The organism is Thioclava electrotropha, assembly GCF_002085925.2.
Classification (GTDB): domain Bacteria; phylum Pseudomonadota; class Alphaproteobacteria; order Rhodobacterales; family Rhodobacteraceae; genus Thioclava; species Thioclava electrotropha.
In genome coordinates, this window is record NZ_CP053562.1 from 3,527,908 (window position 1) to 3,552,173 (window position 24,266).

General features: G+C 63.6%; 22 protein-coding genes and 1 tRNA gene. 5 read left to right on the forward strand and 18 right to left on the reverse strand.

Annotated elements, in window-relative coordinates:
• Nucleotides 1-55: 55 nt before the first annotated feature.
• Complete coding sequence (locus AKL02_RS16690) at nt 56-388, reverse strand: hypothetical protein (RefSeq protein WP_078522583.1); 333 nt, start codon at nt 386-388, stop codon at nt 56-58.
• A 282-nt stretch (nt 389-670) separates the two neighbouring features.
• On the opposite strand from AKL02_RS16690, the gene ettA reads away from it, so the two are divergent.
• Nucleotides 671-2,326, forward strand: a complete 1,656-nt coding sequence (gene ettA, locus AKL02_RS16695) for an energy-dependent translational throttle protein EttA (RefSeq protein WP_083078446.1) — start codon at nt 671-673, stop codon at nt 2,324-2,326.
• Here ettA and AKL02_RS16700 read toward each other — a convergent pair whose 3' ends face one another.
• A complete protein-coding gene (locus AKL02_RS16700; protein ID WP_133051974.1) occupies nt 2,327-3,223 on the reverse strand; it encodes a DUF7946 domain-containing protein in 897 nt (298 codons plus the stop codon).
• 228 nt (nt 3,224-3,451) lie between these two features.
• Between AKL02_RS16700 and AKL02_RS16705 the strand changes: the two genes are divergently transcribed.
• Complete coding sequence (locus AKL02_RS16705; protein WP_078522580.1) at nt 3,452-4,261, forward strand: division plane positioning ATPase MipZ; 810 nt, start codon at nt 3,452-3,454, stop codon at nt 4,259-4,261.
• Nucleotides 4,262-4,630: 369 nt separating this feature from the next.
• On the opposite strand, the gene AKL02_RS16710 is transcribed toward AKL02_RS16705, so the two are convergent.
• From AKL02_RS16710 to AKL02_RS16780, 15 genes are all read right to left on the reverse strand, one after another.
• The gene (locus AKL02_RS16710; protein WP_083078444.1) at nt 4,631-5,377 is read right to left on the reverse strand and encodes a VPLPA-CTERM sorting domain-containing protein; all 747 of its coding nucleotides are present in this window, start codon (nt 5,375-5,377) and stop codon (nt 4,631-4,633) included.
• Between the two features lie 193 nt (nt 5,378-5,570).
• Complete coding sequence (locus tag AKL02_RS16715; RefSeq protein WP_083078441.1) at nt 5,571-7,460, reverse strand: acyl-CoA synthetase; 1,890 nt, start codon at nt 7,458-7,460, stop codon at nt 5,571-5,573.
• 170 nt (nt 7,461-7,630) lie between these two features.
• Nucleotides 7,631-9,412, reverse strand: a complete 1,782-nt coding sequence (locus tag AKL02_RS16720; protein WP_083078439.1) for an ABC transporter transmembrane domain-containing protein — start codon at nt 9,410-9,412, stop codon at nt 7,631-7,633.
• A 127-nt stretch (nt 9,413-9,539) separates the two neighbouring features.
• Nucleotides 9,540-9,621, reverse strand: a tRNA-Leu gene (locus AKL02_RS16725).
• Between the two features lie 51 nt (nt 9,622-9,672).
• A complete protein-coding gene (locus AKL02_RS16730; protein ID WP_083078437.1) occupies nt 9,673-10,449 on the reverse strand; it encodes an enoyl-CoA hydratase-related protein in 777 nt (258 codons plus the stop codon).
• A 102-nt stretch (nt 10,450-10,551) separates the two neighbouring features.
• Nucleotides 10,552-11,727 carry an acetyl-CoA C-acyltransferase gene (locus tag AKL02_RS16735; protein WP_083078434.1) on the reverse strand — a complete coding sequence of 392 codons (1,176 nt, stop codon included), beginning with the start codon at nt 11,725-11,727 and terminating at the stop codon, nt 10,552-10,554.
• 8 nt (nt 11,728-11,735) lie between these two features.
• Entirely contained in the window at nt 11,736-13,028 is a 1,293-nt protein-coding gene (locus AKL02_RS16740; RefSeq protein ID WP_083078432.1) for an ArgE/DapE family deacylase, read from the reverse strand.
• Between the two features lie 8 nt (nt 13,029-13,036).
• Entirely contained in the window at nt 13,037-13,690 is a 654-nt protein-coding gene (locus AKL02_RS16745) for a 3-oxoacid CoA-transferase subunit B (protein ID WP_232621648.1), read from the reverse strand.
• Nucleotides 13,677-14,369 carry a CoA transferase subunit A gene (locus AKL02_RS16750; RefSeq protein ID WP_078604787.1) on the reverse strand — a complete coding sequence of 231 codons (693 nt, stop codon included), beginning with the start codon at nt 14,367-14,369 and terminating at the stop codon, nt 13,677-13,679. The genes AKL02_RS16745 and AKL02_RS16750 overlap by 14 nt, the downstream gene beginning before the upstream one ends.
• On the reverse strand, nt 14,366-15,724 hold the full coding sequence (locus AKL02_RS16755; RefSeq protein WP_083078429.1) for an aminotransferase family protein: 1,359 nt from the start codon (nt 15,722-15,724) through the stop codon (nt 14,366-14,368). Before AKL02_RS16755 ends, AKL02_RS16750 begins: the two co-directional genes overlap by 4 nt.
• A complete protein-coding gene (locus AKL02_RS16760; RefSeq protein WP_078548865.1) occupies nt 15,721-16,491 on the reverse strand; it encodes an amino acid ABC transporter ATP-binding protein in 771 nt (256 codons plus the stop codon). Before AKL02_RS16760 ends, AKL02_RS16755 begins: the two co-directional genes overlap by 4 nt.
• Before the next feature lie 16 nt (nt 16,492-16,507).
• Complete coding sequence (locus AKL02_RS16765) at nt 16,508-17,164, reverse strand: amino acid ABC transporter permease (protein ID WP_078522569.1); 657 nt, start codon at nt 17,162-17,164, stop codon at nt 16,508-16,510.
• Nucleotides 17,165-17,211: 47 nt separating this feature from the next.
• On the reverse strand, nt 17,212-17,859 hold the full coding sequence (locus tag AKL02_RS16770) for an amino acid ABC transporter permease (RefSeq protein WP_078522568.1): 648 nt from the start codon (nt 17,857-17,859) through the stop codon (nt 17,212-17,214).
• Between the two features lie 10 nt (nt 17,860-17,869).
• Nucleotides 17,870-18,661, reverse strand: a complete 792-nt coding sequence (locus AKL02_RS16775) for a creatininase family protein (protein WP_165756997.1) — start codon at nt 18,659-18,661, stop codon at nt 17,870-17,872.
• Between the two features lie 95 nt (nt 18,662-18,756).
• Entirely contained in the window at nt 18,757-19,542 is a 786-nt protein-coding gene (locus AKL02_RS16780) for an ABC transporter substrate-binding protein (protein WP_078522566.1), read from the reverse strand.
• 155 nt (nt 19,543-19,697) lie between these two features.
• Between AKL02_RS16780 and AKL02_RS16785 the strand changes: the two genes are divergently transcribed.
• Nucleotides 19,698-20,654: a LysR family transcriptional regulator gene (locus AKL02_RS16785; RefSeq protein ID WP_083078423.1), complete on the forward strand. Its 957-nt coding sequence runs from the start codon at nt 19,698-19,700 to the stop codon at nt 20,652-20,654.
• Nucleotides 20,655-20,663: 9 nt separating this feature from the next.
• On the opposite strand, the gene AKL02_RS16790 is transcribed toward AKL02_RS16785, so the two are convergent.
• Nucleotides 20,664-21,248: a type II toxin-antitoxin system RelB family anti-toxin gene (locus AKL02_RS16790; RefSeq protein ID WP_078522564.1), complete on the reverse strand. Its 585-nt coding sequence runs from the start codon at nt 21,246-21,248 to the stop codon at nt 20,664-20,666.
• 158 nt (nt 21,249-21,406) lie between these two features.
• Here AKL02_RS16790 and AKL02_RS16795 point away from each other — a divergent pair, with 158 nt between their 5' ends.
• The gene (locus AKL02_RS16795; protein WP_083078422.1) at nt 21,407-22,681 is read left to right on the forward strand and encodes a 4-aminobutyrate--2-oxoglutarate transaminase; all 1,275 of its coding nucleotides are present in this window, start codon (nt 21,407-21,409) and stop codon (nt 22,679-22,681) included.
• Nucleotide 22,682: 1 nt separating this feature from the next.
• The gene (locus AKL02_RS16800; RefSeq protein ID WP_083078419.1) at nt 22,683-24,137 is read left to right on the forward strand and encodes an NAD-dependent succinate-semialdehyde dehydrogenase; all 1,455 of its coding nucleotides are present in this window, start codon (nt 22,683-22,685) and stop codon (nt 24,135-24,137) included.
• Nucleotides 24,138-24,266: the final 129 nt, after the last annotated feature.

Consider the following 24,266-nt stretch of genomic DNA (forward strand, 5'->3'; position numbering starts at 1 on the left):
ATATAGAAACGGCCCCTGCGAGGGGGCCGTTTTCGGTCAGAAGACTGTGTCGATCTTATGCGTCACGGCCCATCACGGGCTGCGGCGCCACGTCAACCGGCTGACGGTTGGTGTGGTTGATGACGTATTTCGCCTCTTCGCGGTTACCGTTGCGCAGCGCGTTCTGGATGCGGAACAGTTCAGCGGTGGTGTATTCAGCCGGGTTCAGGCCGAGCTGGGCTGCGATCTGCGCTTTGCCGGGGGTCACTTCACCAACAGCCGAGCCTTTGCTGGCCGAGGAGCTTTGCGACATCGACGGTGCGATGGAGCCGTAGCCGTCACCGCCGGCAGCGGCCAGCGAGGTGCTCAGGGCGAGGGCGAGGACCGAAGTCGTGATCAGCGTTTTCATTGTTACTCTCCTATACGAATACGCGTGTTGTGCTTCTCACCGAGAGCGAAGCGACAGGGGGAAGCGTCTGTGCCCTCGGCGATGAGAGGGATTTAGGACCGTTCGCATTCGCAGAAAACCATCCTTTTCACACACAGTTCTGCGCATTTGCGCACGTTGAAAAATGACAGTTAAACGACAGAAGCGGCAGGCTCGCCCGTAGGCCCCCGCCACGCCCCCTTTCCCTATGCCGGCTTTCCGCATAGAAGGCGCCCAAACCCCTTATTCCAAACGAGGTCGACCATGGCGTCCTATCAATATGTCTATCACATGGATGGTGTCTCGAAGACCTATCCGGGTGGCAAGAAATGCTTCGAAAACATCCGCCTGAATTTCCTTCCCGGCGTGAAGATCGGCGTCGTCGGCGTCAACGGCGCGGGTAAATCCACGCTGCTTCGTATCATGGCGGGCCTCGACAAGGACTTCTCGGGCGAGGCCTGGGCCGCGAAAGGCGCGAAAGTCGGCTACCTCCCGCAGGAGCCCGATCTGGACCCGGCGCTGAACGTCCGCGGCAATGTCATGGAAGGCGTGGCCGCCAAGAAGGCCAAGCTGGAGCGTTTCAACGAGCTGGCGATGAACTACTCGGACGAGACCGCCGAGGAGATGGCCCAGCTGCAGGACGAGATCGACTCGGAAAACCTCTGGGATCTCGACAGCCAGGTCGACGTCGCGATGGAAGCCCTGCGCTGCCCGCCCGACGAGGCCGATGTCGAAACCCTTTCGGGCGGGGAACGCCGCCGGGTCGCGCTGTGCAAGCTGCTGCTCGAAGCGCCCGACATGCTGCTGCTCGACGAACCGACCAACCACCTCGACGCGGAAACCATCGCCTGGCTGCAAAAGCACCTGATCGAATACAAGGGCACGATCCTCTGCGTCACGCACGACCGTTACTTCCTCGACGACATCACCTCGTGGATTCTCGAACTCGAGCGCGGCCGCGGCATCCCCTATGAGGGCAACTACTCCGCATGGCTCGAACAGAAAGCCAAGCGCCTCGAGCAGGAAGCCCGCGAGGACAAGGCCAAGCAGAAGGTCCTCGAGAAGGAACTTCAGTGGATCCGCGCCGGCGCCAAGGCGCGTCAGGCGAAGTCCAAAGCGCGTATCTCGGCCTATGAGAAGATGGCGGACCAGTCCGAGCGCGAGCGCGTCGGCAAGGCCCAGATCATCATCCCGAACGGCCCGCGTCTGGGCGGCAAGGTGATCGAGGTCGAGGGCATTTCGAAACACTACGGTGACAAGCAACTGATCGAGAACCTGTCCTTCTCGATCCCGCCGGGCGCCATCGTCGGCGTGATCGGCCCGAACGGCGCCGGTAAATCCACGCTGTTCCGCATGATCACCGGTCAGGACAAGCCCGACACCGGCGAGATCACCGTGGGCGACACGGTCAAGCTGGCCTATGTCGACCAGTCGCGCGACGCGCTGGATGCGAACAAGACCGTCTGGGAGGAAATCTCCGGCGGGGCCGAGCTGATCGAACTGGGCGACGCGCAGGTCAACAGCCGTGCCTATTGCGGCGCGTTCAACTTCAAGGGCGGCGACCAACAGAAGAAGGTCGGCCTCCTCTCGGGCGGTGAGCGCAACCGCGTCCACATGGCCAAGCTGCTGAAAGAGGGCGGCAACGTGCTGCTGCTCGACGAACCGACCAACGATCTGGACGTCGAAACCCTGCAGGCGCTGGAAGCCGCGATCGAAGACTTCGCCGGCAACGCGATCATCATCTCGCACGACCGCTTCTTCCTCGACCGCCTCTGCACCCACATCCTCGCCTTCGAGGGCGACGCCCATGTGGAATTCTTCGAGGGCAACTTCGAGGATTACGAGGAAGACAAGATCCGTCGTCTCGGTCCGGATGCTGTCGAGCCGAAGCGGGTGAAGTACAAGAAGTTCAGCCGGTGATCACTCGGTGACCAACTCGATCACATAAATGCTTTTCAGTCTGCCTGTTGGGGTTTCATTTCGAAGCCCCTGCAGGCAGATTTCTTGATTGTTGCGCCTTGATCCAGCCCTTGCCTGTGCGTTTCGCGAAAGACTACGTGTGATCGCAGAAATTACGTCTAGCGAGCGCATGTTCTCAGCAAGTTCAAAAGGGATCGTCCTCTTCTCATCTTCAACATAAAGCCGCCCTTTGTATGTATTCGAGTTGTAGCTAGAAATTACCCCGCGAAAATCCGAAAAATCCTCGGATGTAATTACACGATCAACGTAGTCGAACGTATCGGCGTCAACATAAACATCGAGATTGGCTTCTTGCGCGGCAGAGCGAAAATCAAAGTTCGCTCTCTCGGCACTTCCTGACTGAATAATTGGACGGTGCAGCGCTTTGACCCCCGACTCCGTTTTCTCCAAAAGAGAGTCAAACCTTTCGATGCTTAGATCACGCGATACTGGAACCCGATGCGACCCTTGCTTGTATCGTTCAATTTGCTTTCCGAGCGTTTCATCGAAATTTGGGCTGAAGCCTAAGGTTTCTTGAATGACGTATTCGACCGCTGATTTTGTCAGCCATCCGAAGGCCGTGTCAGGGGGAGCAGTTCCAAAAGCGTGCACAACTTGACCGAAGCCGAGCGCCAAGCCTACGGTCCACTTCCAACTCCCCTCATCAGCAGGAAGAGCGACCAAGCTAAAACCATGTTTAGAGGGCGATTGAACTAGAACCTTTCCATTTAAAAGTAGATGGGTGGTCAATCCGATAACGCGCTCAAATCCGATCAGTGCTTGGGCTACATCGTAAAACTCGATACCGTTTCGATCGGCCCAACGCCCTTCGTAACGAAGATCAAAATAGCACTCCATTCCATCAGCCCCTTAAAATACTTATCTTTAGGATTACTGCATTTTGGGAAAGTGCAAGCCTTTCCGATGCTCACAGCAGATGTGGTAGTGCATCCCTTTCTCCCCAACCAAAACCACACACCCCAGCCTCATCTCACCTCGCCCCTTGCGCGCCACCTTCCCCAGTTCCCGATTGCCATCTATAGTGTCTGGTAAGGGACAAGACACAAGACAAAGCGGGGATGGGACTTGGCGCATATCATCGTGATGGGCAACGAAAAGGGTGGGTCGGGGAAGTCCACCACCTCGATGCATGTGGCGACCGCCTTGGCGCGCATGGGATGGAAAGTGGGGGCGCTCGATCTCGATCTGCGGCAGCGCAGTTTCGGGCGCTATGTCGAGAACCGGCTGGCCTATATGGATCGCGAGGGGCTCGACCTGCCCTGCCCCGATTATCGCGAACTGCCCGAGGTGGACGCCTCGACGCTGGGTCCGGGGGAGAACCCTTATGACCATCGCCTCTCCACCGCCGTGGCCGAGATGGAGCCGTCCTGCGACTTCATCCTGATCGACTGCCCCGGTTCGCATACGCGGCTGTCTCAGGTCGCGCATTCGCTGGCCGATACGCTGGTCACGCCGCTCAATGACAGTTTCATCGATTTCGACCTGCTGGCGCGGATCGATCCGGTGACGTCGAAGGTGATCGGCCCCTCGATCTATTCCGAGATGGTCTGGTCGGCGCGGCAGCTGCGCGCGAAGGCGGGGTTGAAGCCGATCGACTGGATCGTGCTGCGCAACCGCGTGGGCGCCCAGCAGATGCACAACAAGCGCAAGGTCGGCGCGGCGCTGGAGCAGCTCTCGAAGCGTATCGGCTTCCGCGTCTCGCCCGGCTTCTCGGAGCGGGTGATCTTCCGCGAACTGTTCCCGCGCGGGCTGACGCTTCTGGACCTCAAGGATCTCGGCGTCGAGAGCCTCAACATTTCCAACGTGGCAGCCCGTCAGGAAGTGCGCGACCTGATGAAGGAGCTGGACCTGCCCGGCGTCGCGGTCGACTTCTGAGCCCCTCTCACGGCGCAACAGGCCCCTTGAGACAAACAAACGCCCGCTGGGGATGACCCTCGGGCGTTTCGTACTGGTACGGGTAGCTGACTAAGGCGCGTGCTTTTACTGAGGCTTCGGCATCTCAGCGAAAGGCGATACGCGTCTGCGGCACGGTGCGGGCATCGAGCCGAGTTCTTTCATCCGCAGGTCAATCCGATCCTCGCGGCGCTTGAAGAGGCGAAAAAGGGCAGCCAGACAGCGCATTTCGTGTCTCCTTTGTATCGACGCCGTTTTGGCGTCACCCTTCGAGATTTCCGGCCAATTGAGGCGCTTACGTGGCGGGTTGTGGATATGTCGAAGGCGTTGTCGGGACGCTTTCACGGCCTCTTACGCCGCGACAGGACCGTCGCAGTTTGCGATATCCGCGCCATTACGGGCTTTGCGCGACCAGCCAAGCGCCGCGAAAAGCCCCAGCCCCGCCAGCATCATCCAGACCGAGGCGGGAAGCGGCACGGTGGCGGGCGTCTCCACCATCATCGCAATATCGTCGAGCGAGGCGTTCATATAGTAATAGCTCGTCTCGACATCGAACTGGATGCCCAGCGTCGACCCCACACCCGCCTGCAGATAACTGGTCAGATCGTAGCTCAGCGGCGTCGCGCCCTGGACCGCCGCGTCGCCCGGCTGGGTCGAGAAAATCTGCGAGATCACCGCACCCGCATCGTCGATCAGGCTTACACGGAACTGCTGATTGGGATCGTCGAAGCCCGACGCGTAGTGGTTCACGAGCTGATAGGTGAAGTTGAAACTTGCGCTGATCACCCGATCGGGGACCGTGAAGAACTGCGTCAGGGTCGAAATCCCGTAGCCGGTTTGCTCGTTCATCACGTCGTAACTGCCCGAGATCGGATCCACGCGGCGCGTCGGCCCGCGCGGATTGAACCGCCCGTTATTGATCTGGAAGTCCTCTGCATAGGAAGAGCTGGTCGAATTCCAGCCCGACAGATCGCCGGTCTCGAAATCACCGTTGGTGATCAGATCGACCGTCACCGCTTGCGCGGCAGAGGCATAAAGGACGCTCGCCACCACAAGGGCGAGACAGCGTTTCGCAAAACTGGCAATCGGTAACAACATGACACGCTCGATCTCGATGGCGTCGCCCCGTTCTTGATGCGGAGACGACTTCGTTACCTTTCATTAACCATCGGAATCGGGACGCACTGGGGCTCCACCGGGGCAATTTCACGATGGCCCGCCATGATGTTTCCACAATCGAAACGCCGCCCCGGAGGGAGGCGCGATTGTTGCTAGCGATGCGAGAGGGAGGTTACCGGGCCCAATCCCACGGTACGGTAAACTCGCCCAGCTTATGGGCCAGCGCATCCTGATCGCAGTCTCCCGTGGTCGCCAGATGCGCCACCAGACCGCGCTTCTTGTCCTCGGTGACCGAGATGACATGCGCCTTGATGCCTGCCGTCTCCAGCTCGGCATTGAGCACCCGGATGATCGCCTTCTTGCGCAGGTCGGGCTTGAAGATCTTGCCCACCGCCGTCTTCGGCAACTCGTCCATCACTTCGAGATATTTCGGGACCGCGGCGCGCTCGTGGATATTGGCGCGCGCATGCTCCATCAGCTCCTCGTTGGTCACCTCGGCATCGGCAACCAGCTCGACATAGGCGCAGGGCAGCTCGCCCGCGAAGCTGTCGGGCTGACCGATCGCGCCTGCGAAGGCCACCGCCGGGTGGCTCAGCAACGCGTCCTCGATCTCTGCCGGGTCGAGATTGTGCCCGCCCCGGATGATCAGGTCCTTCGCGCGGCCCGTGATCCAGAGATAGCCGTCCTCGTCGATACGGCCCAGATCGCCGGTACGCAGGAAACGCTCCTCGGCGAACAGGTCGTGGTTCTTGTCCGGCTCGGTATAGGTCGAGCCCTCGAAGACGCCCGGATTGGCGACGCAGATCTCGCCGACCTCGTCGCGCGCGCATTCATCGAACGTGCCGTTGCGCTTCTTGAGGATCCGCACATGGGTATAGGGCATCGGGATCCCGACCGACCCCACCTTCTTCATCCCGTCCACCGGGTTGACCGACACCAGACAGGTCGCCTCGGTCAGACCGTAGCCTTCCGCGATCTCGACCCCGGTCGCCGCCTTGAAGCGGTTGTAAAGCTCGATCGGCAGCGGGGCCGAGCCCGAGAGCGCGATCCGCAGCGAGGAGATATCGGCATCGACCTTGCGCTGCACCATCGCGGACACAGCGGTCGGCACGGTGATCAGGAAGGTCACCTGCCAGCGCTCGATCAGCTTCCAGAAATTGTCGAACACGCCCTCCCCGCGATAGCCCGCAGGGGTCGGGAAGATGACATGCGCGCCGCTCGCGATGGCCGACATCAGGATCGGATAGGCCGCGAAGACGTGGAACAGCGGCAGCGGGCACATCATCACGTCGTCTTGCTTGAACAGGAGCCGCCCGCCGAGCCAGCCATTATAGATCATGCCGGAATATTTGTGCTGCGCGACCTTGGGCATGCCCGTCGTGCCGCCGGTGTGGAAATAAGCCGCGACGCGATCCTCGTTGGGATCGTCGAACATCAGCCGGTCGCCGGGCATCTTGCTGGCTTCGCCGTTGAAGCTCATCACCTTCGCGTTGTGCTTCACCTCGGTCTTGGGGCAAATGAAGGGCACGATCCAGCTTTTCGGCGGCGAGAGATAGCGATTGAGATCGACCTCCAGAACGGCCTCGACATTGGGCGCAAGGCGCACGGCTTCAGCCGCCTTCTGCGCCACGTCGGTCTTTGGGAACGCCTTCAGCGTCACCAGAACCTTCGCCTTGGTCTCGCGCAGGATCGCACCAATCTGCTCGGCATCCAGAAGCGGGTTGATCGGATTCACGATCCCGGCCGTCGCGCCTGCCAGAAGCACCGTCGCGGTCTCGAGCGAATTCGGCAGCAGGTAGGCCACCGTGTCGGTCGGCCCCACGCCTAGATGGCGCAGCAGGTTCGCCGCCTGCGTGACCTTGCCGTGCAGTTGCGACCAGCTCAGCGTCTCCGCTTTGTCGGTCGGGCCGGACATGATCTGGAATGACAGGGCCGGACGATCGCCATGGGCCTTGGCGGTCTCGCTCAGAAAGCCGTAAAGCGTTTCGGGGCGGTTGCGCGCCTCCCAGGGTTTCTCGGCCTCGACCGCATCACGGTCGGCAACTGTCGCGAATTTCTGCATTAGTCTCCTCCAGCGGCCGCCGCGTTCCTCCACTGACGGGCCATGCGCAGGATGCGGCAAAAGCGCCCGCCACGGCAAGAGTTACGCCGCCGCCAAAACGTCACGTCACGCAAATTCTGACGTGGGGAAACAAGCGTCCGGGTTCAAGGTGAAAAGGCGCGAACGCCCCGTCACGCCCCTTCGGTGAATTGCAGCCTCGCGAGTTCGGCATAAAGACCGCCTTCGGAGACGAGGCTGTCATGCGTGCCTTGCGCGACGATCTTGCCGTCCTCGAAGACGACGATCCGGTCGGCCTTCTTCACGGTGGCCAGACGGTGCGCCACGATCACCGTGGTGCGGGTCTTGGCCAGCTGATCGACGGCCGCCTGCACTTCGCGTTCGGAGGCTGCGTCCAGCGCCGAGGTCGCCTCGTCCAGCAGCAGGATCGGCGCGTCGCGCAGGATCGCCCGCGCAATCGCGATACGCTGCTTCTGACCGCCCGAAAGCATCACGCCGCGTTCACCCACATAAGTGTCGAACCCTTCGGGCAACGCTTCGAGGAAGTCATAAGCATGGGCCGCGCGCGCAGCTTCTTCGACTTCGCGGTCGCTCGCATCGGGACGGCCGAAGCGGATGTTTTCGCGGGCCGAAGCCGCGAAGACGACCGGATCCTGCGGCACCAGCGCGATCGCCTGACGGAAATCGTGCCGCGCCATGTCGCGCAGGTCGTAGCCGTCGATCGTCACCTTGCCGGTCTCGGGGTCCCAGAACCGCTGGATCAGCTGCACGACGGTCGTCTTGCCCGCGCCCGACGGGCCGACCAGCGCCACGGTCTCGCCCGGCGCGATGTCGAGATCGACATGATCGAGCGCGGAGGCCTGCGGCCGCGACGGGTAATGGAAGCTCACATCCTCGAAGCGGATCGCGCCGGTTGCGGGCAGCGGCAGCGGCACCGGATGCTCGGGGTCTTTCACCGAATCCTCGCTTTGCAGCAGTTCCACCAGACGCTCGGTCGCGCCTGCCGCCCGCTGCAACTCGGACCAGATTTCCGACAGCGCGCCGACAGAGCCCGCGACCATCACCGCGTAGATCACGAACTGCACCAGCTCGCCCACGCTCATTTCGCCACCGCGTACATCGCGCGCCCCGATCCACAGCACGCCCACGACGCCTGCGAAGACGAGGAAGATCACGATCACGGTCATCACCGCGCGCGTGCCGATCCGCTTCTTGGCGGACCGGTAAGCCTTCTCGGTGACGTCGGAGAATTTCTCGCGGGTGATCGCCTCATGGGTGAAAGCCTGCACGGTTTGCGCGGCCAGAAGCGACTCCGAAGCAGAGCCCGACGAATTCGCGATCCAGTCCTGGTTCTCGCGGCCCAGCACCCGCAGGCGACGACCCAGAACCACGATCGGCACCACGACCACCGGCACCACCAGGAGCACCAGCCCGGTCAGCTTGGCCGAGGTGAACAAGAGCATGATCAACCCGCCGATCAGGATCAGCACGTTGCGAAGCGCCACCGAGACCGAGGACCCGATCACCGACAGGATCAGCGTCGTGTCGGTGGTGATGCGCGAGATGATTTCGCCAGTCAGGATCCGCTCGAAGAAGGCCGGGCTCATCGAGATCACCCGGCCGAACACCGCCTTGCGGATATCGGCCACGACCCGTTCGCCGAAGCGCGTCACGAGGTAGTAGCGCAGCCCCGTCCCGAGCGCGAGCAGCCCCGCGATGACCAGAGCGGCGAAGAAATACTGATCGAGCAGCGCCGCGCCTTGCTGGAACCCGTCCACCACGCGGCGCACCGCGAGCGGCAGGATCAGCGAGATCGAAGCGGTGGCGATCAGCGCCAGCAACGCCCCGAAGGCAAGTCCCTTGTAAGGTGCGATGAAGGGGCCGAGCCCCTTGAGCGCGCCGATCTTCTTCGTCTTCGGCCGGTCATCGGCCGGTCCCGTCGGTCTGCGAGCCATGAATTCTCCCTTGCTTGGTTCAAGGGTTTAGGGGGCGGGAGGTCAGCGGGCAAGCCTCGATTGGCAAAGCGGTGGCACGCCCATGCCCGGACAGCCTCACGTTAGCTCACATTTTCGCCGAAAAGGCTACGGGCGGCCGGACTCGAACCGGCACGGGCAATGCCCAAGGGATTTTAAGTCCCGTGCGTCTACCATTTCGCCACGCCCGCAGCGCGCTCTGGCTAGCGCGGGCGCGGCGACTTGGCAAGGCCGCGAGGCGCTCAGCGCCCCTCGAATTTCGGCGCGCGCTTCTCGAGGAACGCGGTCACGCCTTCGCGGAAATCATGGCTCTGGCCGAGGCTGCCCTGCAGCTCCGCCTCCAGTTCCAGCTGGGTCGACAGATCATTGCTGTAGCCCTCGCGCAGCGAGCGCTTCACGGCGCGATAGGCCGCCGTCGGTCCATTGGCCAGATGCGCCGCCCGGGCGCGCCAGTGATGGTCGAAATCGACCTCGGCAATCGCTTCCCAGATCATGCCCCAGTCAGCCGCCTGCCGAGCCGAGATCTTGTCGGCAAACAGCGCCATGCCCATCGCGCGGGCAAATCCCACCTGACGCGGCAGCCAATAGGTGCCGCCCGCATCCGGCATCAGTCCGATCCGCGTGAAGGCCTGAATGAAGCTCGCCGCTTCCGAGGCGATGACCACATCGGCGGCCAGCGCGATATTCGCCCCCGCCCCTGCCGCAGGCCCGTTCACTGCGGAGACTACCGGCAGCGGGCTCTCATAGATCGCCTTGAGCATCGGCTCGTATTCGTCGCGTAGCACCCGCTCCAGATCGAGCCCCGCCGCCGAGACGCCATCGCCCAGATCCTGCCCCGAACAGAAAGCGCGCCCCGCGCCGGTCAGCACGATCACCCGTGCCTCATCCTCGGCGCGTTTCACCGCCTCGAGGATTTCCGCGCGCATCTGCGCGTTGAGCGCGTTCATCACATCGGGCCGATTGAGCGTGATCACCGCGACCTGCTCTTCGACCTCGTACCGGATAACCTTGAACACCATCTGGAAAACGCGCCTCCCTCTTTGTCGCGCGCCCACGATAACGCGGGTCACGCGAAGGGAAAGCGGAACGGGGCGTCACGAAGGACGCCCGGCTCGTTTTCTTCAGAAGATCTCGAACAGGCCCGCAGCCCCCTGCCCGCCGCCGATGCACATCGACACGACGCCGTAGCGCGCGCCGCGGCGCTTGCCTTCCAGCAGGATATGGCCCGCCATGCGCGCACCCGACATGCCATAGGGGTGGCCGATCGAGATCGCGCCGCCATTGACGTTGAGCTTGTCGTCGGGAATGCCCAGCCGGTCGCGGCAATAGAGGAGCTGCGAGGCGAAGGCCTCGTTGATCTCCCACAGGTCGATATCGTCGATGGAAAGCCCCGCGCGCTCCAACAGGCGCGGGATCGCGAAGACCGGGCCGATGCCCATCTCGTCAGGCGCACAGCCCGCAACCGCCATGCCCCGGAACGCGCCCAGCGGCTCCAGCCCGCGCCGCGCGGCTTCCTCGGCGGACATCACCACACAGGCCGAGGCGCCGTCGGAGAGCTGGCTCGCGTTGCCTGCGGTCACGCATTTATCGGGCCCCAGCACCGGCTTGAGCCCTTGAAGCCCCTCCAGCGTGGTCTGCGGACGGTTGCACTCGTCGCGCTCCAGCCGCACCGACTGCTCCGAGACCTCGCCCGTAGCCTTGTCCTTCACCAGCTTCACCGCCTCGACCGGGATGATCTCGGCGTCGAAACGGCCCGCCTCCTGCGCGGCGGCGGTGCGCGTCTGGCTTTGCAGCGCATAAGCATCCTGCGCTTCGCGGGTCACGCCATAGCGCTCGGCCACGACCTCCGCCGTCTCGATCATCGACATGTAATAGGCGTCGGGCACACCGGGGCTGCGATAGCGATAGCCGTTCCAATGCTCGTTCTGCACCAGCGAGATCGAGTCGAGCCCGCCCGCAAGCGCCACGTCCATCTCGCCCGTCATCACGCCATGGGCCGCCGTCGCGATGGCGTTGAGCCCCGAGGCGCATTGACGGTCCAGCGTGACGCCCGCCACGCTATCGGGCAGGCCTGAAGCCTGCGCGATATGGCGCGCCACGTTGACGCCGGTGGAGCCCTGCGTGAGGGCGGAGCCGAAGATCGCATCGGCGATCTCGCTGCCCTCGAGCCCTGCTCGGGAAACGGCGGCGCGCACGGCATGGGCGGCCAGCGCCGGGCCTTCGAGATTGTTGAACGCCCCGCGATAGGCCTTGCCGATCGGCGTGCGGGCGGTGGAGACGATGACAGCGTCGCGCATTGGAATCCTCAGATGGTTTCGAGCCCGCACCAGTCCGCGATGAACAGGGCGGTGCTCTGGGTGATGCGACGGATGCTTTCCAGCTCGACGCGCTCGTTGAAGCCGTGGATCGCCTCGGCGCGCGGCCCGTAGACCAGCGCGGGCGTGTCGGCATAGAGCCCAAAGAAGCGGGCATCGGTGGTCGCGGTGATCGCCACGCGGTCGAGATCGCTCTCGTTGACGCTGCGATGCGCCCCTTCGAGGGCGCCGATCGCGGCCTTCGACGTGGCGGAGTGGTCATCGGAAAGCGCGTAGCCCTCGGCCATGAAGCCGTGCCAGACGATCTCCGGCAAGGAGTTCTTCAGGAAGGCGTTGGAGCGCGCGGCATCCATGATGGTCTCGGTGATCTCGGCGCGCGCGGCGGCGATGTCCTGACCCGGATAGATCGCGATGCGCATGTCGAAGATACACCATGCCGGGACGGAGGACGCCCAGTCGCCGCCCTGGATCTTGCCGATATTGAGGTTGATCGGGTGATGGACATGGCCGAAATCACCGTGCCGGCAGCCCGGCGCGTTCCAGCGTTCCTCCAGCCCGTGCAGCGCCTCGATCAGCGGGATCGCGGCCTCGATCGCATTGGCGCCGGTGCCGGCATAGGCCACATGCGTGGGCAGACCCTTCAGGTGCACCTGCGCCCAGACAACGCCGAGCTGCGCGCCCACAAGCTTTTCCTCGAACGGTTCGGGGATCAGCGCGGCGTCGGCGCGGTAGCCGCGCTCAAGGCAGGCCAGCGCGCCATTGCCAGTGCATTCCTCTTCCACGACGGATTGGAAGAACACGTCCGCACCGGGGGCGAAGCCTGCCTTGCGCAGCGCGTCGAGCGCGAAGAGGTTCGACACCAGCCCCGCCTTCATGTCGCCCGCACCGCGCCCATAGAGCCAGCCATCGGCGACATGCGGCTCGAACGGCGGCGCATCCCACATATCCAGCGGGCCCGCAGGCACCACGTCGATATGACCATTGAGGATGAGCGAGCGGCCCTTGCGCGATTGGCTGCGATGGGTGCCCACCACGTTCACCGCATCCTCGTAATCGCCCATCACCGGCGAGAAGCCCGGCATGTCGCGAATCTTGTCGACGTCGATCTGCCATCGGTCCACCTCGTAGCCGCGCTCGTCGAGGGCGGCGGCCATGAAGTCCTGCGCGCTCTGCTCCTGCCCACGGGTGGAGGGGTGCGAGGTCAGCTCGGAGAGAAACGCGGTCTCGTCGTCGAATGCGGCGTCGACCGCCGAGAGGATGCGGGTTTTCAGCTCGGTATCCATGTGGTGCCTCAGAATCTGGGAATGTCGCCTTGCGGCAGCGCAAGGGGTGCGCCGGTCGCCTCGCGGATCTCCGTCTCGGAGATGCCCTCGGCCAGTTCGACCAGCGCGAAGCCCTGCGCGGTCACGTCCACGACCGCCATGTCGGTATAGATCCGCGCCACGCGCCCCTTCGCGGTCAGCGGCAGCGAGCAGGTCTCGAGCAGCTTCGGGTTGCCCTTGCGGTCGCAATGGGTGGTCATCACGACGACGCGGCGCGCCTTCTGCGCCAGTTCGATCGCGCCGCCTGCGCCGGGCGAGAACTTGCCCGGGATCTTCCAGTTCGCCAGATCGCCGTTCTGCGCGACCTCGAAGGCGCCCAGCAGCGTCAGGTCGAGCCGCCCCGAGCGCACCAGCGCGAAGCTCACCGCGCTGTCGAAAAAGGCCGAGCCGGGGATCGTGGAGACATAGGCCCCGCCCGCGTCGATAAGATTGCGGTCGGCGCGCTCGGGCGGCAGCGTCGGCCCGATCCCGGTTAGCCCGTTTTCCGAATGCAGGCAGACGGGGAAGTCGGCGGGCAGATGGTTGACCACCTTGGTGGGCAGGCCGATGCCCAGGTTCACGACCATGCCGGGCGCGATTTCGCGCGCGGCACGGGCCACCATGCGGGATCTAGCGTCTGACAATGCCATACTCCTCCGAAATCGCGTCGAGTTTCACGACGTGGTCGATGAAGGCGCCGGGGCTCTCGGCCGCGTCCGGGTCGATCCCGCCCAGCGGCAGCAGCTCTTCGGTCTCGGCGATCACGCGGGTCGCGGCCATCGCCATGAGCGGGTTGAAATTGCGCGCGGTGGCGGCATAGGCGAGGTTGCCGAAGCAATCGGCGCGCGCGGCATGGACCAGCGCCACATCGCCACGCAGAGCCGGTTCGACCAGCATCGGACGGCCATTCATCTCGACCACCTGCTTGCCCTGCGCCAATTCGGTGTCGATGCCGATATCGGTGAGGATCGCGCCAAGCCCCGCGCCGCCGGCACGGATACGCTCGGCGAGGATGCCCTGCGCGCAGAACTCGACCTCCATCCGGCCCTCGTTCATCGCCGCGATGGCGTTGGCGTTGAGGCCGAGATGGGTGACGATCAGCTTGCGCACCTGACCGCCCGCGATCAGGTGGTCGATGCCCATGCCCGCCTCGTTGGCGTCGTTCTTGACCAGCACGAGGTCGCGCTGCCCCTGACGGGCCAGCTCGCGCAGCAGCGCGAAGGGGGTGCCGGGCACGCCGAAGCCGCCCACCAGCACCGTGGCGCCGTCGGGGATCTGCGCCACTACCTCTTCCATCGCGATGGATTTGTCGGGCAGCTTCATGCGCTGACCTCCTCGACCACCGGCAGGTCGTGATTGGCGGCGAAGGTATCGAGCGCGTCGGTGAGGATCGCCATGATCTCGTCGATCTGCGCCTCGGTCACGATCAGCGGCGGGCAGACGAGGAAATGGTCGCCCTCGTAGCCGCCCCGCGTGCGACGCGAATAGATGATGAGACCGCGCTCATAGGCCAGTTCGACCAGCTCGGTATGGGCGTTCCACTCTTTCGGCAGAACCTTCATCGTCTCGCGGTCCGAGACCAGTTCGAACGCCAGCAGCAGGCCCTTGCCGCGCACGTCGCCGATGAAGGGATAGCGGTCCATCAGACCGGTCAGCCGGGCCTTGAGAACATCGCCCATCCGCGCGGCATTGCCGATCAAGTCCTGCTCTTCCAACTCGTCGAGCACCGCGAGACCGGCCGCGCAGGCCAGCGGGTTGCCCGCATAGGTGAAGCCATGCAGGAAGCCGCCCGCGTCGAGCAGCGCCTCGACCATGTCGTGACGCGCGACCACGGCGCCCAGCGGCGCGTAGCCCGCCCCGAACCCTTTCGAGAGCGCGACGATGTCGGGGGTGATCCCCCAATGCTCGGCCGCGAGGAACTTGCCGGTGCGCCCGGCCCCGGTCATCACCTCATCGTAGATCAGCAGGATGCCGTATTCGCGGCAGATCTCGGCCACGCGGGTGTAATAGCTGTCAGGCGCCACGAGCGCGCCGGTCGAGGCTCCGCCCACCGGCTCCATCAGGAAGGCGAGCACCGTCTCGGGGCCCTCCGCCTCGATCTTCTCGCGCAGCATCTCGGCATATTTGATGCCGCGTTCTTCCTCTGTGAGGTTGTCGCGGTCGAGGTAGCAGGTCGGCGCCGGGATCTTCGGCATCTCCGTGAACATCGGCGCGAATTTCCCGGTGAAGAGCGGGCTGCCGGTCACACTCAACGAGCCCATCGTCGCACCGTGATAGGAGGGCAGCCGCGAGATCACCTTGTAGCGGCTCTCCTCGCCCTGCGTGACGGCGTATTGGCGTGCGAGCTTGATCGCGGTTTCGACCGCCTCGGAGCCGCCGGACACGAAGAACACCTTGTCGAGCCCTTCGGGCATCCGCGCGGCGACCCGTGCCGCGAGATCCTCGGAGGGGTGCGTGCGGAAATGCAGCCGGTAGCCGAAGGTCGAACGGTCCATCTGCGCCTTCATCTTCTCCAGCACGCGCGGATTGGAATGGCCGATATTGGAGACCATCGCCCCCGAGGAACCGTCGATGTAGCGTTTCCCGTTCTCGTCGTAGTGGTAGATTCCCTCGGAGCGTTCGAGGAAGGGCCGCGGCTGGCGCGACTGGTAGAACAGGTGAGACTTTTCAGCCGTCATTTTGCACCTTCGAGATGTTTGCGCAGGAAATTCCGGGTCCGTTCCTGGGTCGGGTTCTTGAAGACCTGCTCGGGCGGGCCCTCTTCGACCACGACGCCCTTGTCCATGAACAGCACGCGGTCGCAGACCGAGGCGGCGAAATCCATCTCGTGGGTGACGATGATCATGGTCATGTGCTCTTGCGCGAGCTTCTTCATGACCAGGTTCACCTCTTCCACCAGCTCGGGATCGAGCGCCGAGGTGGCTTCGTCGAACAGCATCAGTTTCGGCTTCATCGCGAGCGCGCGGGCAATGGCCACACGCTGCTTCTGACCGCCCGAAAGCTGCGCCGGGTAATAGTCGATCCGCTCCAGCATGCCGACGTGATCGAGCTGCTCTTCGGCGAGCTTGTTGGCCTCCTTGTCGGAGATCTTCTTCAGCAGCTTCGGCGCCATCGTCACGTTGTCCCGAACGCTGAGATGCGGGAATAGGTTAAAGTGCTGGAACACCATGCCGATGTCCTGACGCATCTGGTTGATGTGCTTCTCATACTGGTTGTGCGGCAGGGACTTATTCACCTGCACCCCGTCGAGCCAAACCTCGCCGCCGGTGAGCGGGTCGAGATCGTTGATGGCGCGCAGCAGCGTGGATTTCCCCGAGCCCGAGGGCCCGATGATCGCGACGATCTGGCCACGCTCCACGTTGAGCGAGATGTCCTTGAGCACTTCCAGCGTGCCGTAGGATTTCTGGGCGTGACGGATTTCGACGAAGGATTTTTTCTCTGTCATGTCGATATCTCCCGGATCAGCGATAGAGGCGGTTGCGGTTCTCGAACCAGCGGATCACCGCCTCCATGCCGAGATTGATGATGTAGTAGAGGACGGCAGCGGCCGCGTAGAACTCGAAGGCGCGGTAGGTCTGGCCGATTGCGCGCTGCGCCGAGAGCGTCAGTTCCGACACCCCGATCACCGAGACCAGCGCCGAGTCTTTCAGAAGCGCGATCATGTTATTGCCGATGGGCGGCAGCACGTCGCGCACCGCCTGCGGCACCACGACCTTGACGAGCGCCTGCCTGCGCGACAGGCCCAGCGTGCGCGCGGCCTCCATCTGACCCTTGTCCACCGCGAGCATCGCGGTCTGGATCAGCTCGGAGTTATAGACGGCGAAGTGGAAGCCGAGGCCGATCACACCTGCCACGAAGGCCGGAAGGTCGATACCGATCTGCACCAGCCCGAAATAGATCAGGAAGAGTTGCAGCAGCAGCGGCGTGCCCATGAAGAGCCAGGCGATGAAGCGCACCGGCAGGCGGATGATGGCAGGCGCATAAAGCGCGATCACCGCGAGCAGGATACCCCCGAAGAAGCTCAGCAGGGCCGAGGCGGCGGTGATGGCGATGGTCCACAGGACACCCAGCAGGAGCGTGCCGTAGAAAGGCGGGATGACGGAGAAATCGAGACCCATGGCTCACTCCTTCTCTTGCGGGCGGGAAACGAGGGCGGATGCACGGCTCATTGGATGCGCACCTTGCGGTCGAGGAACGACACGCCCTTACCCACCGCGGTGATGATGATGAGGTAGAGAACCCCCGCGAGGAAAAACATCTCGAACGGCTTGTAGGTCGAACCGATGTAGCGTTGCGCGGTATAGGTCAGCTCCACCACCGAGATCGCGGAGACGAGCGCCGTGCCCTTGATCTGTGCGTTGATATTCACGCCGAGCGGGCGGATCATCAGCCGCAGCGCCTGCGGCAACGTCACCTTTCGGAACGCCTGCGCCTTCGACAGACCCAGCGTCCGGGCGGCCTCGGTCTGGCCCCGGTCGACCGCGACGATCGCACCGCGCATCGTCTCGGTCATGTAGGCCCCGATATTGACGCCCAGCCCGATCACACCGGCCTGAAAGGCATCGAGCTGGATGCCGATCTGCGGGCCGCCGAAATAAAGCAGAAACAGCTGGATCAGCGCGGGCGTGCCACGAAAGAAGCTGACATAGGCCGCCCCGATGAAGCGCAGAATGGCAAAACGCGAAAGCCGGGATGCTGCGCCAAGTGCCCCGCAGATGAGCCCCAGCACGATGGTCAGAACCGAAAGTTCGACCGTGATCACGGCGGCTTTCAGGAAGTACGGATAGACCTTGAGGATTAGTTCGATATCCACGGCATTCCCCTTAATGATGATCGCGGCGGGACAGGATGGGCAGCGCGCGCATCTCGCGCACGAGCGCTGTCGTCTCCTCGATCGCCGCTTCCAGAAACGCCTTGCCCGTCTCGGCATCGGCGACGGTTGGATCACCCATCGTGCCGTCGGGTGACACAGAGGACCACCAGCGCATCAGCATCGCCTTGCCACCACCGGCCGCCAAATCGAGATTGAAGAATTTGGTGTCGGGATCGTGCAGGTTCTGACACTCGGCCTTGTCGAGATCGACAAGCTCGGGGTGCAGATGCTTGTACATCGCAGCTTCGAATTCTCCGGCATGGGCAATGCCGCCCACTTCGGATTTGCGCAGGCCCTGAATTCGGTCGCTGCACAAGTTCCAATAGGACGCCGAAACACAGATGATGCCGGTGCGGATGACCGTCTTGCGCGCAGCGAGATCGAGGATCGGGTGGTTCGACCCGTGCGAGTTCAGCAGCAGGATCCGGCGGAAGCCGTGATGCGCGAGGGACTCCGTCACGTCGCAGACGAAATTGATCAGCGTCTCCGGCTGAATCCAGATGACCCCCGGAAAGTCCTTGTGATGCTCGTTGAAGCCATAGGGGATCGCGGGCATGACGAAAACTTCGTCGGGCGCGGCTTCGGCAACGCCATTAGCCACCGCCATTCCCAGAACCGTATCGGTATCGAGCGGCATATGCGGCCCGTGATCTTCCGTTGCAGAAACATTCAGGATCACCACACGATCCTTATCCGCGTCACGGACCTGCTCCCAAGTCAGCTTTCCATAGTCGGCGGTCATCCGTTCGGTGTCCTTTCGGGAATCCATCGAAGTTTGGGGTGTGGCGGGGCAGCCGTCAGACGACGGACTGCCCACCATTCCTTGGATCGCGCCGATCAGCGGATGTCAGCGCCGATCCACTTCATCGCGATTTTCTCATAGGTGCCGTCTTCCATCATGGAATCGAGCGCCTTCTGCATCGCGTCTTTCAGCTCGGGATTGCCCTTGCGGATGGCGATGCCCGCACCGATCGCGTCGGTCTTCAGATCGTCGAGAATGCGGTATTTGTAATCGTTCTTCTTCATCGCGAGGATCGCCGCGATCGAGTCGTTGATGATCGCGTCGACACGACCGTTCTGAAGCTCGAGGATCAGCTCGGGCAGACCTTTGTAGGTCTTCACGTCATAGCCTTGCTCACGCGCCCACTCTTCGTGCGTCTCGCCCAGAGTCACGCCGACAGTCACGTCCTTCAGGTCGGCAACGGATTTGATCGGGCTGTCGGGCAGCACGAAGATCGCGCGCTTCGTCGTGTAGTAAGGACCGACGAAATCGACGACCTTCTCGCGCTCGGGCGTGATCGACATCGAGCCGACGATGGCGTCGTATTTGTTGGCCAGCAGACCGCCGATGATCCCGTCCCACGCGGTCGTCACGATCTCGGTCTTCAGCCCCATGCGCTTGGCGATCTCCTCGCCGATGGCCGGGTCGAAGCCCACGACCTCGTTCGAATCGTTGATGAAGTTGAAGGGCGGGTAAGCGCCCGACATGGCGATCCGGATCACGCCCTTGTCCTTGAGGCTCTCCAGCTCGTCAGCCGCGGCGAGGCTGGGCAGCGAAATGCCGGTCGCTGCGAGCGAGCCAGCCCCGAGGATGGTTTTGAGAACGGTTCTGCGGTTGGTCATGGATTTCTCCTGTTGGTCATGACTGCGGGCGGCCTTGTTTCCGGCGCGTCCCGCCACGGCGAGCGCCCCTTCCAGAGCCTCGTTGACGGAAACGCTTGCATGGCGACCGCCATTGCGCAAATAAATAATAGAAATCTTCAATATAGATCTAGGCTATGGTCAAGCCCTACGAACAACGTTTCCCCTGGCATCTCGACTGGAACCTTCTGCGCACTTTCATGGTGGTGGTGGAGCAGCGGGGCATCTCCCGGGCGGCCTATCTTCTGGGGCTTAAACAGCCCACGATTTCGGCCGCGCTCAAGCGGCTGGAGGAACGCACCGGCCACGAGCTGATCATCCGAAAACCCAATGAATTCAAGGTCACTAGGGCGGGCAACCTGCTCTATCAGGAATGCGCCAAGATCTTCGGCGCGGTGTCGCAGATCCCCTCCCTGCTGGAGACCGGCGCGGAGGAGCTGCGCGGCCATATCGCGATCACGACGACCTCGCATGTGATCTCGGATCACTACGATGCGGTGCTGCATGATTTCGCCACCGAACATTCGAAGGTGACCTTCTCGATGACGGTGGCCGAGAGCGAGGAAGTGGTGAACCGGGTGCAACAGAATCGGGCGAGCCTGGGGATTTGCCTGCTTCACAAGACGCCCGAAAACCTCCGCGCGCAGGTGCTCTACCGCGAGTATTTCGGATTGTTCTGCGGCACGCGCCATCCCCTTTTTGACCGCGAGGACATCACCCTCGCCGAAATCGAAGGCGAGACCTCGGTGTCGTTCCAGACCGAGACCGAGGACGGCCCGCTTCACCCGGTTTCGCTGCTGCGTGCGCGGGCCAAGCTCGCCCCGAGCTGGCGCGGGGTGTCTTCGAACCTGCACGAACTGCGCCGGATGATCGTGGCCGGCATCGGGATCGGGGCGCTGCCGCTGCATGTCGCGCATCGCGACGTCGAGTCGGGTCGGCTACGCCAGTTGCCGCCCTATGACGGGTTGCCGATGGTGAATATCTACCTGCTCACCAATCGGCAGCGAAAGCAGTCGAGCGCGGAAGCCGCCTTCCTCGCGGCCTGCGAAAAAATGATGGCCGAGAGCGACCTGAAAGAGCGGACGTATTACTGAGAGCACCGCTCAGAAAGTCGGCGGGGTCGCGGCCGAGACCACCACGCAACGCGCCTTGGCCACGTTCCGGAACCGGTGCGGCAGGCGGCTGTCGAACAGGTAGGCATCGCCCGCGCGCAACAGCTCGGTGGTCTCGCCCACCGTCAGCAGCAACTCGCCCTCGATGACGAAACCGCCCTCCTCGCCCTCATGGGCATAGGCCTCCGCCCCGGTATCGGCGCCGGGCTCATAGGTCTCGTAGAGCAGCAGAATGTTGGTCTGCCCTGACTTGCCCGCCCGCTTGAGCGAAAGCGCATCGAGCGCCGCACCGCCCGAGCGGTAGATCCGGCCCGGGTTGATCTCGGTGAGCTCGGAATGCCGGAAGACGAACTTGCCGGGCTCGGAGGGCGTATCGCTGTCGAAGAACTCCGCGAGCGTCGTCTCGAGGATTTCGAGGATCTTGCGCAGCGAGGTGATCGAGGGAGAAGTCTTGTTACGCTCGATTAGCGAGACCAGCCCATTGGTCACGCCCGACCGCTGCGCCAGCTCGCGCTGCGACAATCCCTTGTCCTCGCGGATCGCCCGAAGCCGTCCGCCCACGTCGAATTCGCTCACCGCAAGCCTCCTGTCCTGTGCCTGTTCTAGAGTGCGGCCGGGCGGATTTCCAGCGCGCGCACCTTCGCCATGCGTTTAACAAACTAAACATTGCACAGTTATCCGTTAAACACTAGCGTCACATCATTCCGTGATTCTCCAGCCCCTGAGGAGTGCCCATGTCCAGCAATGCCGACCTCGAAACCCGCCGCGCCGCCGCCCTTGCCCGGGGCGTGGGTGTGCAGACCCAGAACTTCGCCGTCTCCGCCGAGAACGCCACCGTCACCGATGCCGATGGCCGCGAACTGATCGATTTCGCCGCCGGGATCGCGGTGGTGAACACCGGCCACCGCCACCCGAAAGTCATCGAGGCGGTGAAAGCCCAGCTCGACGCCTTCACCCATACCTGCCATCAGGTGATGCCCTACGAGCCCTATGTGCGCCTCGCCGAGCGGCTCAACGAAAAGGTGCCGGGCGATTTCGACAAGAAGTCGATCTTCGTCACCACCGGCGCGGAGTCGGTCGAGAACGCGATCAAGATTGCTCGCGCCTACACGGGCCGTAACGCGGTCATCGCGTTCAGCGGCGGATTCCACGGCCGGACCTTCATGACGATGACGCTCACCGGCAAGGTCGCGCCCTACAAGGCGGGCTTCGGTGCGATGATGCCCGACGTGTTCCACGTCCCCTTCCCGAACGCGCTGCATGGCGTGTCGACCGAGGACAGCTTCGCCGCGATGGAGAGCCTGTTCAAAACCGACCTCGACCCCACGCGCCTCGCCGCGGTGATCTTCGAGCCCGTACAGGGCGAAGGCGGCTTCAACCCGGCGCCGCATGATTTCGTGAAACGCCTGCGCGCCTTCTGCGACGAGCATGGCATCGTGATGATCGCCGACGAGGTGCAGACCGGCTTCGCGCGCACCGGCACGCTGTTCGCCATGGACGCCTACGACGTGGCGGCCGACGTCACCACGATGGCGAAAGGTCTGGGCGGCGGTCTTCCGATCGCGGCAGTGACCGGTCGCGCCGAAATCATGGACGCGGCGAACCCGGGCGGTCTGGGCGGCACCTATGGCGGCAACCCGCTGGGTATCGCTGCCGGGAACGCGGTGCTCGACGTGATCGAGGAAGAAGACCTCTGCGCCCGCGCCAACGAGCTCGGCTCGCGTCTCAAGCAGCGTCTGGAGGCGATCCGCGCCAACATGCCGGAGATCGCCGAGATCCGCGGCCCCGGCTTCATGGTCGCGGTCGAGCTGATGACGGACGGCAAACCCGATGCAGCGCTGACCCAGCGTATCCGTGTCGAAGCGCTCAACCGCGGTCTGCTGCTGCTGACCTGCGGCGTCTATGGCAACGTGATCCGCTTCCTCGCGCCGATCACCATTCCCGACGACCAGATGGCCAAGGCGCTCGACATCCTCGAAGAGGCGATGACCGCCGCGAAGGAGGGCTGATATGCTCAAGCTGAACGACCCGAGCCTGCTGGAGACCCGCGCCTATGTGAATGGCGAGTGGATCGAGGGCGCAAAGCGCTTCGCCGTGCAGGATCCTGCGACCGGCGAGACCGTCGCCGAGGTGACCGATCTCGACGTGGACGCCACGCGCGCCGCGATCGAGGCCGCCCATGCCGCGAAACCGGACTGGGCCGCGCTCACCGGCAAGGAGCGCGCGGGCTACCTGCGCCGCTTCCACGACCTGATGATGGAAAATCAGGACGACCTCGCCGCGATCCTGACCGCCGAGATGGGCAAGCCGCTGGCCGAGGCCAAGGGAGAGATCGCCTATGGCGCAAGCTTCCTCGAATGGTTCGCCGAAGAGGCCAAGCGCGTCTATGGCGACGTGATCCCCGGCCACCAGCGCGACAAGCGCATCCTCGTGATCCGTCAGCCCGTGGGCGTGGTGGGCTCGATCACGCCGTGGAACTTCCCCAACGCGATGATCGCGCGCAAGCTGGCCCCGGCGCTGGCAGCGGGCTGCACCTTCGTCGGACGCCCCTCCGAACTGACGCCGCTCTCGGCCCTCGCGATGGCCGTGCTGGCCGAGCGCGCGGGCATCCCGGCGGGTGTCTTCAACATCATCCCCGGCGTCGATGCGGCGGGCATGGGCGAAGAGCTCTGCGCCAATCCCAAGGTCGCCAAAATCACCTTCACGGGCTCGACCCGCGTGGGCAAGATCCTGATGCGCCAAGGGGCGGAGACGGTGAAGAAGATCAGCCTGGAGCTGGGCGGCAACGCGCCCTTCCTCGTCTTCGACGATGCCGATCTCGATGCTGCGGTCGACGGTGCGATGATCGCGAAGTTCCGCAATAACGGGCAGACCTGCGTCTGCGCGAACCGGATCTACGTGCAGGCCGGGGTCTATGACACCTTCGCCGAGAAGCTGACCGCGCGGCTTGCGACCCTGCGCCCCGGCAACGGCTTCGAGCCGGGCGTGACCACCGGGCCGCTCATCAACGCGGACGCGCTGGCCAAGGTCGAGGCGCATATCTCCGACGCGACCGAAAAGGGCGCGCAGGTCGCTGCGGGCGGGCATCGCTCGAACCTCGGGCGCACCTTCTTCGAGCCGACGCTGCTGACGGGTGTGACGCAGCAGATGCGGGTCGCGCGCGAGGAGACCTTCGGGCCGCTCGCCCCGCTGATCCGCTTCGAGACCGAGGCCGAGGCGATCGAGATGGCCAACGCGACCGAGTTCGGGCTGGCGGGATATTTCTACGCCAACGACCTCGCCCGCGTCTGGCGTGTGGCCGAAGCGATGGAGACCGGGATCGTCGGCGTGAACACCGGGCTGATCTCGACCGAAGTGGCCCCGTTCGGCGGCATCAAGCAATCCGGTGTCGGCCGCGAAGGCTCGAAATACGGGATCGAGGATTTCACCGAGCTGAAATACATGTGCCTCGGCGGGATCGAGTAAGCGCTGACCCCGAGAGATCAGGGCGAGAATAGAGAAGCGGCGGGCTTTCCCGCCGCTTCTTTCATTTTTAGAGGCCTGAAGAGCGGCTGCGCCCGGAGCGCGCCGAAGGCGCAGGGCGCGCGCCGGCCC

Coding starts and splice junctions, on each gene's coding strand:
- AKL02_RS16775 (WP_165756997.1), bottom strand. CDS start 18,661: ATGACCGCCGACTATGGAAAGCTGACTTGGGAGCAGGTCCGTGACGCG.
- AKL02_RS16710 (WP_083078444.1), bottom strand. CDS start 5,377: ATGTTGTTACCGATTGCCAGTTTTGCGAAACGCTGTCTCGCCCTTGTG.
- ettA (WP_083078446.1), top strand. CDS start 671: ATGGCGTCCTATCAATATGTCTATCACATGGATGGTGTCTCGAAGACC.
- AKL02_RS16760 (WP_078548865.1), bottom strand. CDS start 16,491: ATGACAGAGAAAAAATCCTTCGTCGAAATCCGTCACGCCCAGAAATCC.
- AKL02_RS16690 (WP_078522583.1), bottom strand. CDS start 388: ATGAAAACGCTGATCACGACTTCGGTCCTCGCCCTCGCCCTGAGCACC.
- AKL02_RS16750 (WP_078604787.1), bottom strand. CDS start 14,369: ATGAAGCTGCCCGACAAATCCATCGCGATGGAAGAGGTAGTGGCGCAG.
- AKL02_RS16720 (WP_083078439.1), bottom strand. CDS start 9,412: ATGGCTCGCAGACCGACGGGACCGGCCGATGACCGGCCGAAGACGAAG.
- AKL02_RS16740 (WP_083078432.1), bottom strand. CDS start 13,028: ATGGATACCGAGCTGAAAACCCGCATCCTCTCGGCGGTCGACGCCGCA.
- AKL02_RS16700 (WP_133051974.1), bottom strand. CDS start 3,223: ATGGAGTGCTATTTTGATCTTCGTTACGAAGGGCGTTGGGCCGATCGA.
- AKL02_RS16795 (WP_083078422.1), top strand. CDS start 21,407: ATGTCCAGCAATGCCGACCTCGAAACCCGCCGCGCCGCCGCCCTTGCC.
- AKL02_RS16780 (WP_078522566.1), bottom strand. CDS start 19,542: ATGACCAACCGCAGAACCGTTCTCAAAACCATCCTCGGGGCTGGCTCG.
- AKL02_RS16800 (WP_083078419.1), top strand. CDS start 22,683: ATGCTCAAGCTGAACGACCCGAGCCTGCTGGAGACCCGCGCCTATGTG.
- AKL02_RS16715 (WP_083078441.1), bottom strand. CDS start 7,460: ATGCAGAAATTCGCGACAGTTGCCGACCGTGATGCGGTCGAGGCCGAG.
- AKL02_RS16735 (WP_083078434.1), bottom strand. CDS start 11,727: ATGCGCGACGCTGTCATCGTCTCCACCGCCCGCACGCCGATCGGCAAG.
- AKL02_RS16755 (WP_083078429.1), bottom strand. CDS start 15,724: ATGACGGCTGAAAAGTCTCACCTGTTCTACCAGTCGCGCCAGCCGCGG.
- AKL02_RS16765 (WP_078522569.1), bottom strand. CDS start 17,164: ATGGGTCTCGATTTCTCCGTCATCCCGCCTTTCTACGGCACGCTCCTG.
- AKL02_RS16785 (WP_083078423.1), top strand. CDS start 19,698: ATGGTCAAGCCCTACGAACAACGTTTCCCCTGGCATCTCGACTGGAAC.
- AKL02_RS16730 (WP_083078437.1), bottom strand. CDS start 10,449: ATGGTGTTCAAGGTTATCCGGTACGAGGTCGAAGAGCAGGTCGCGGTG.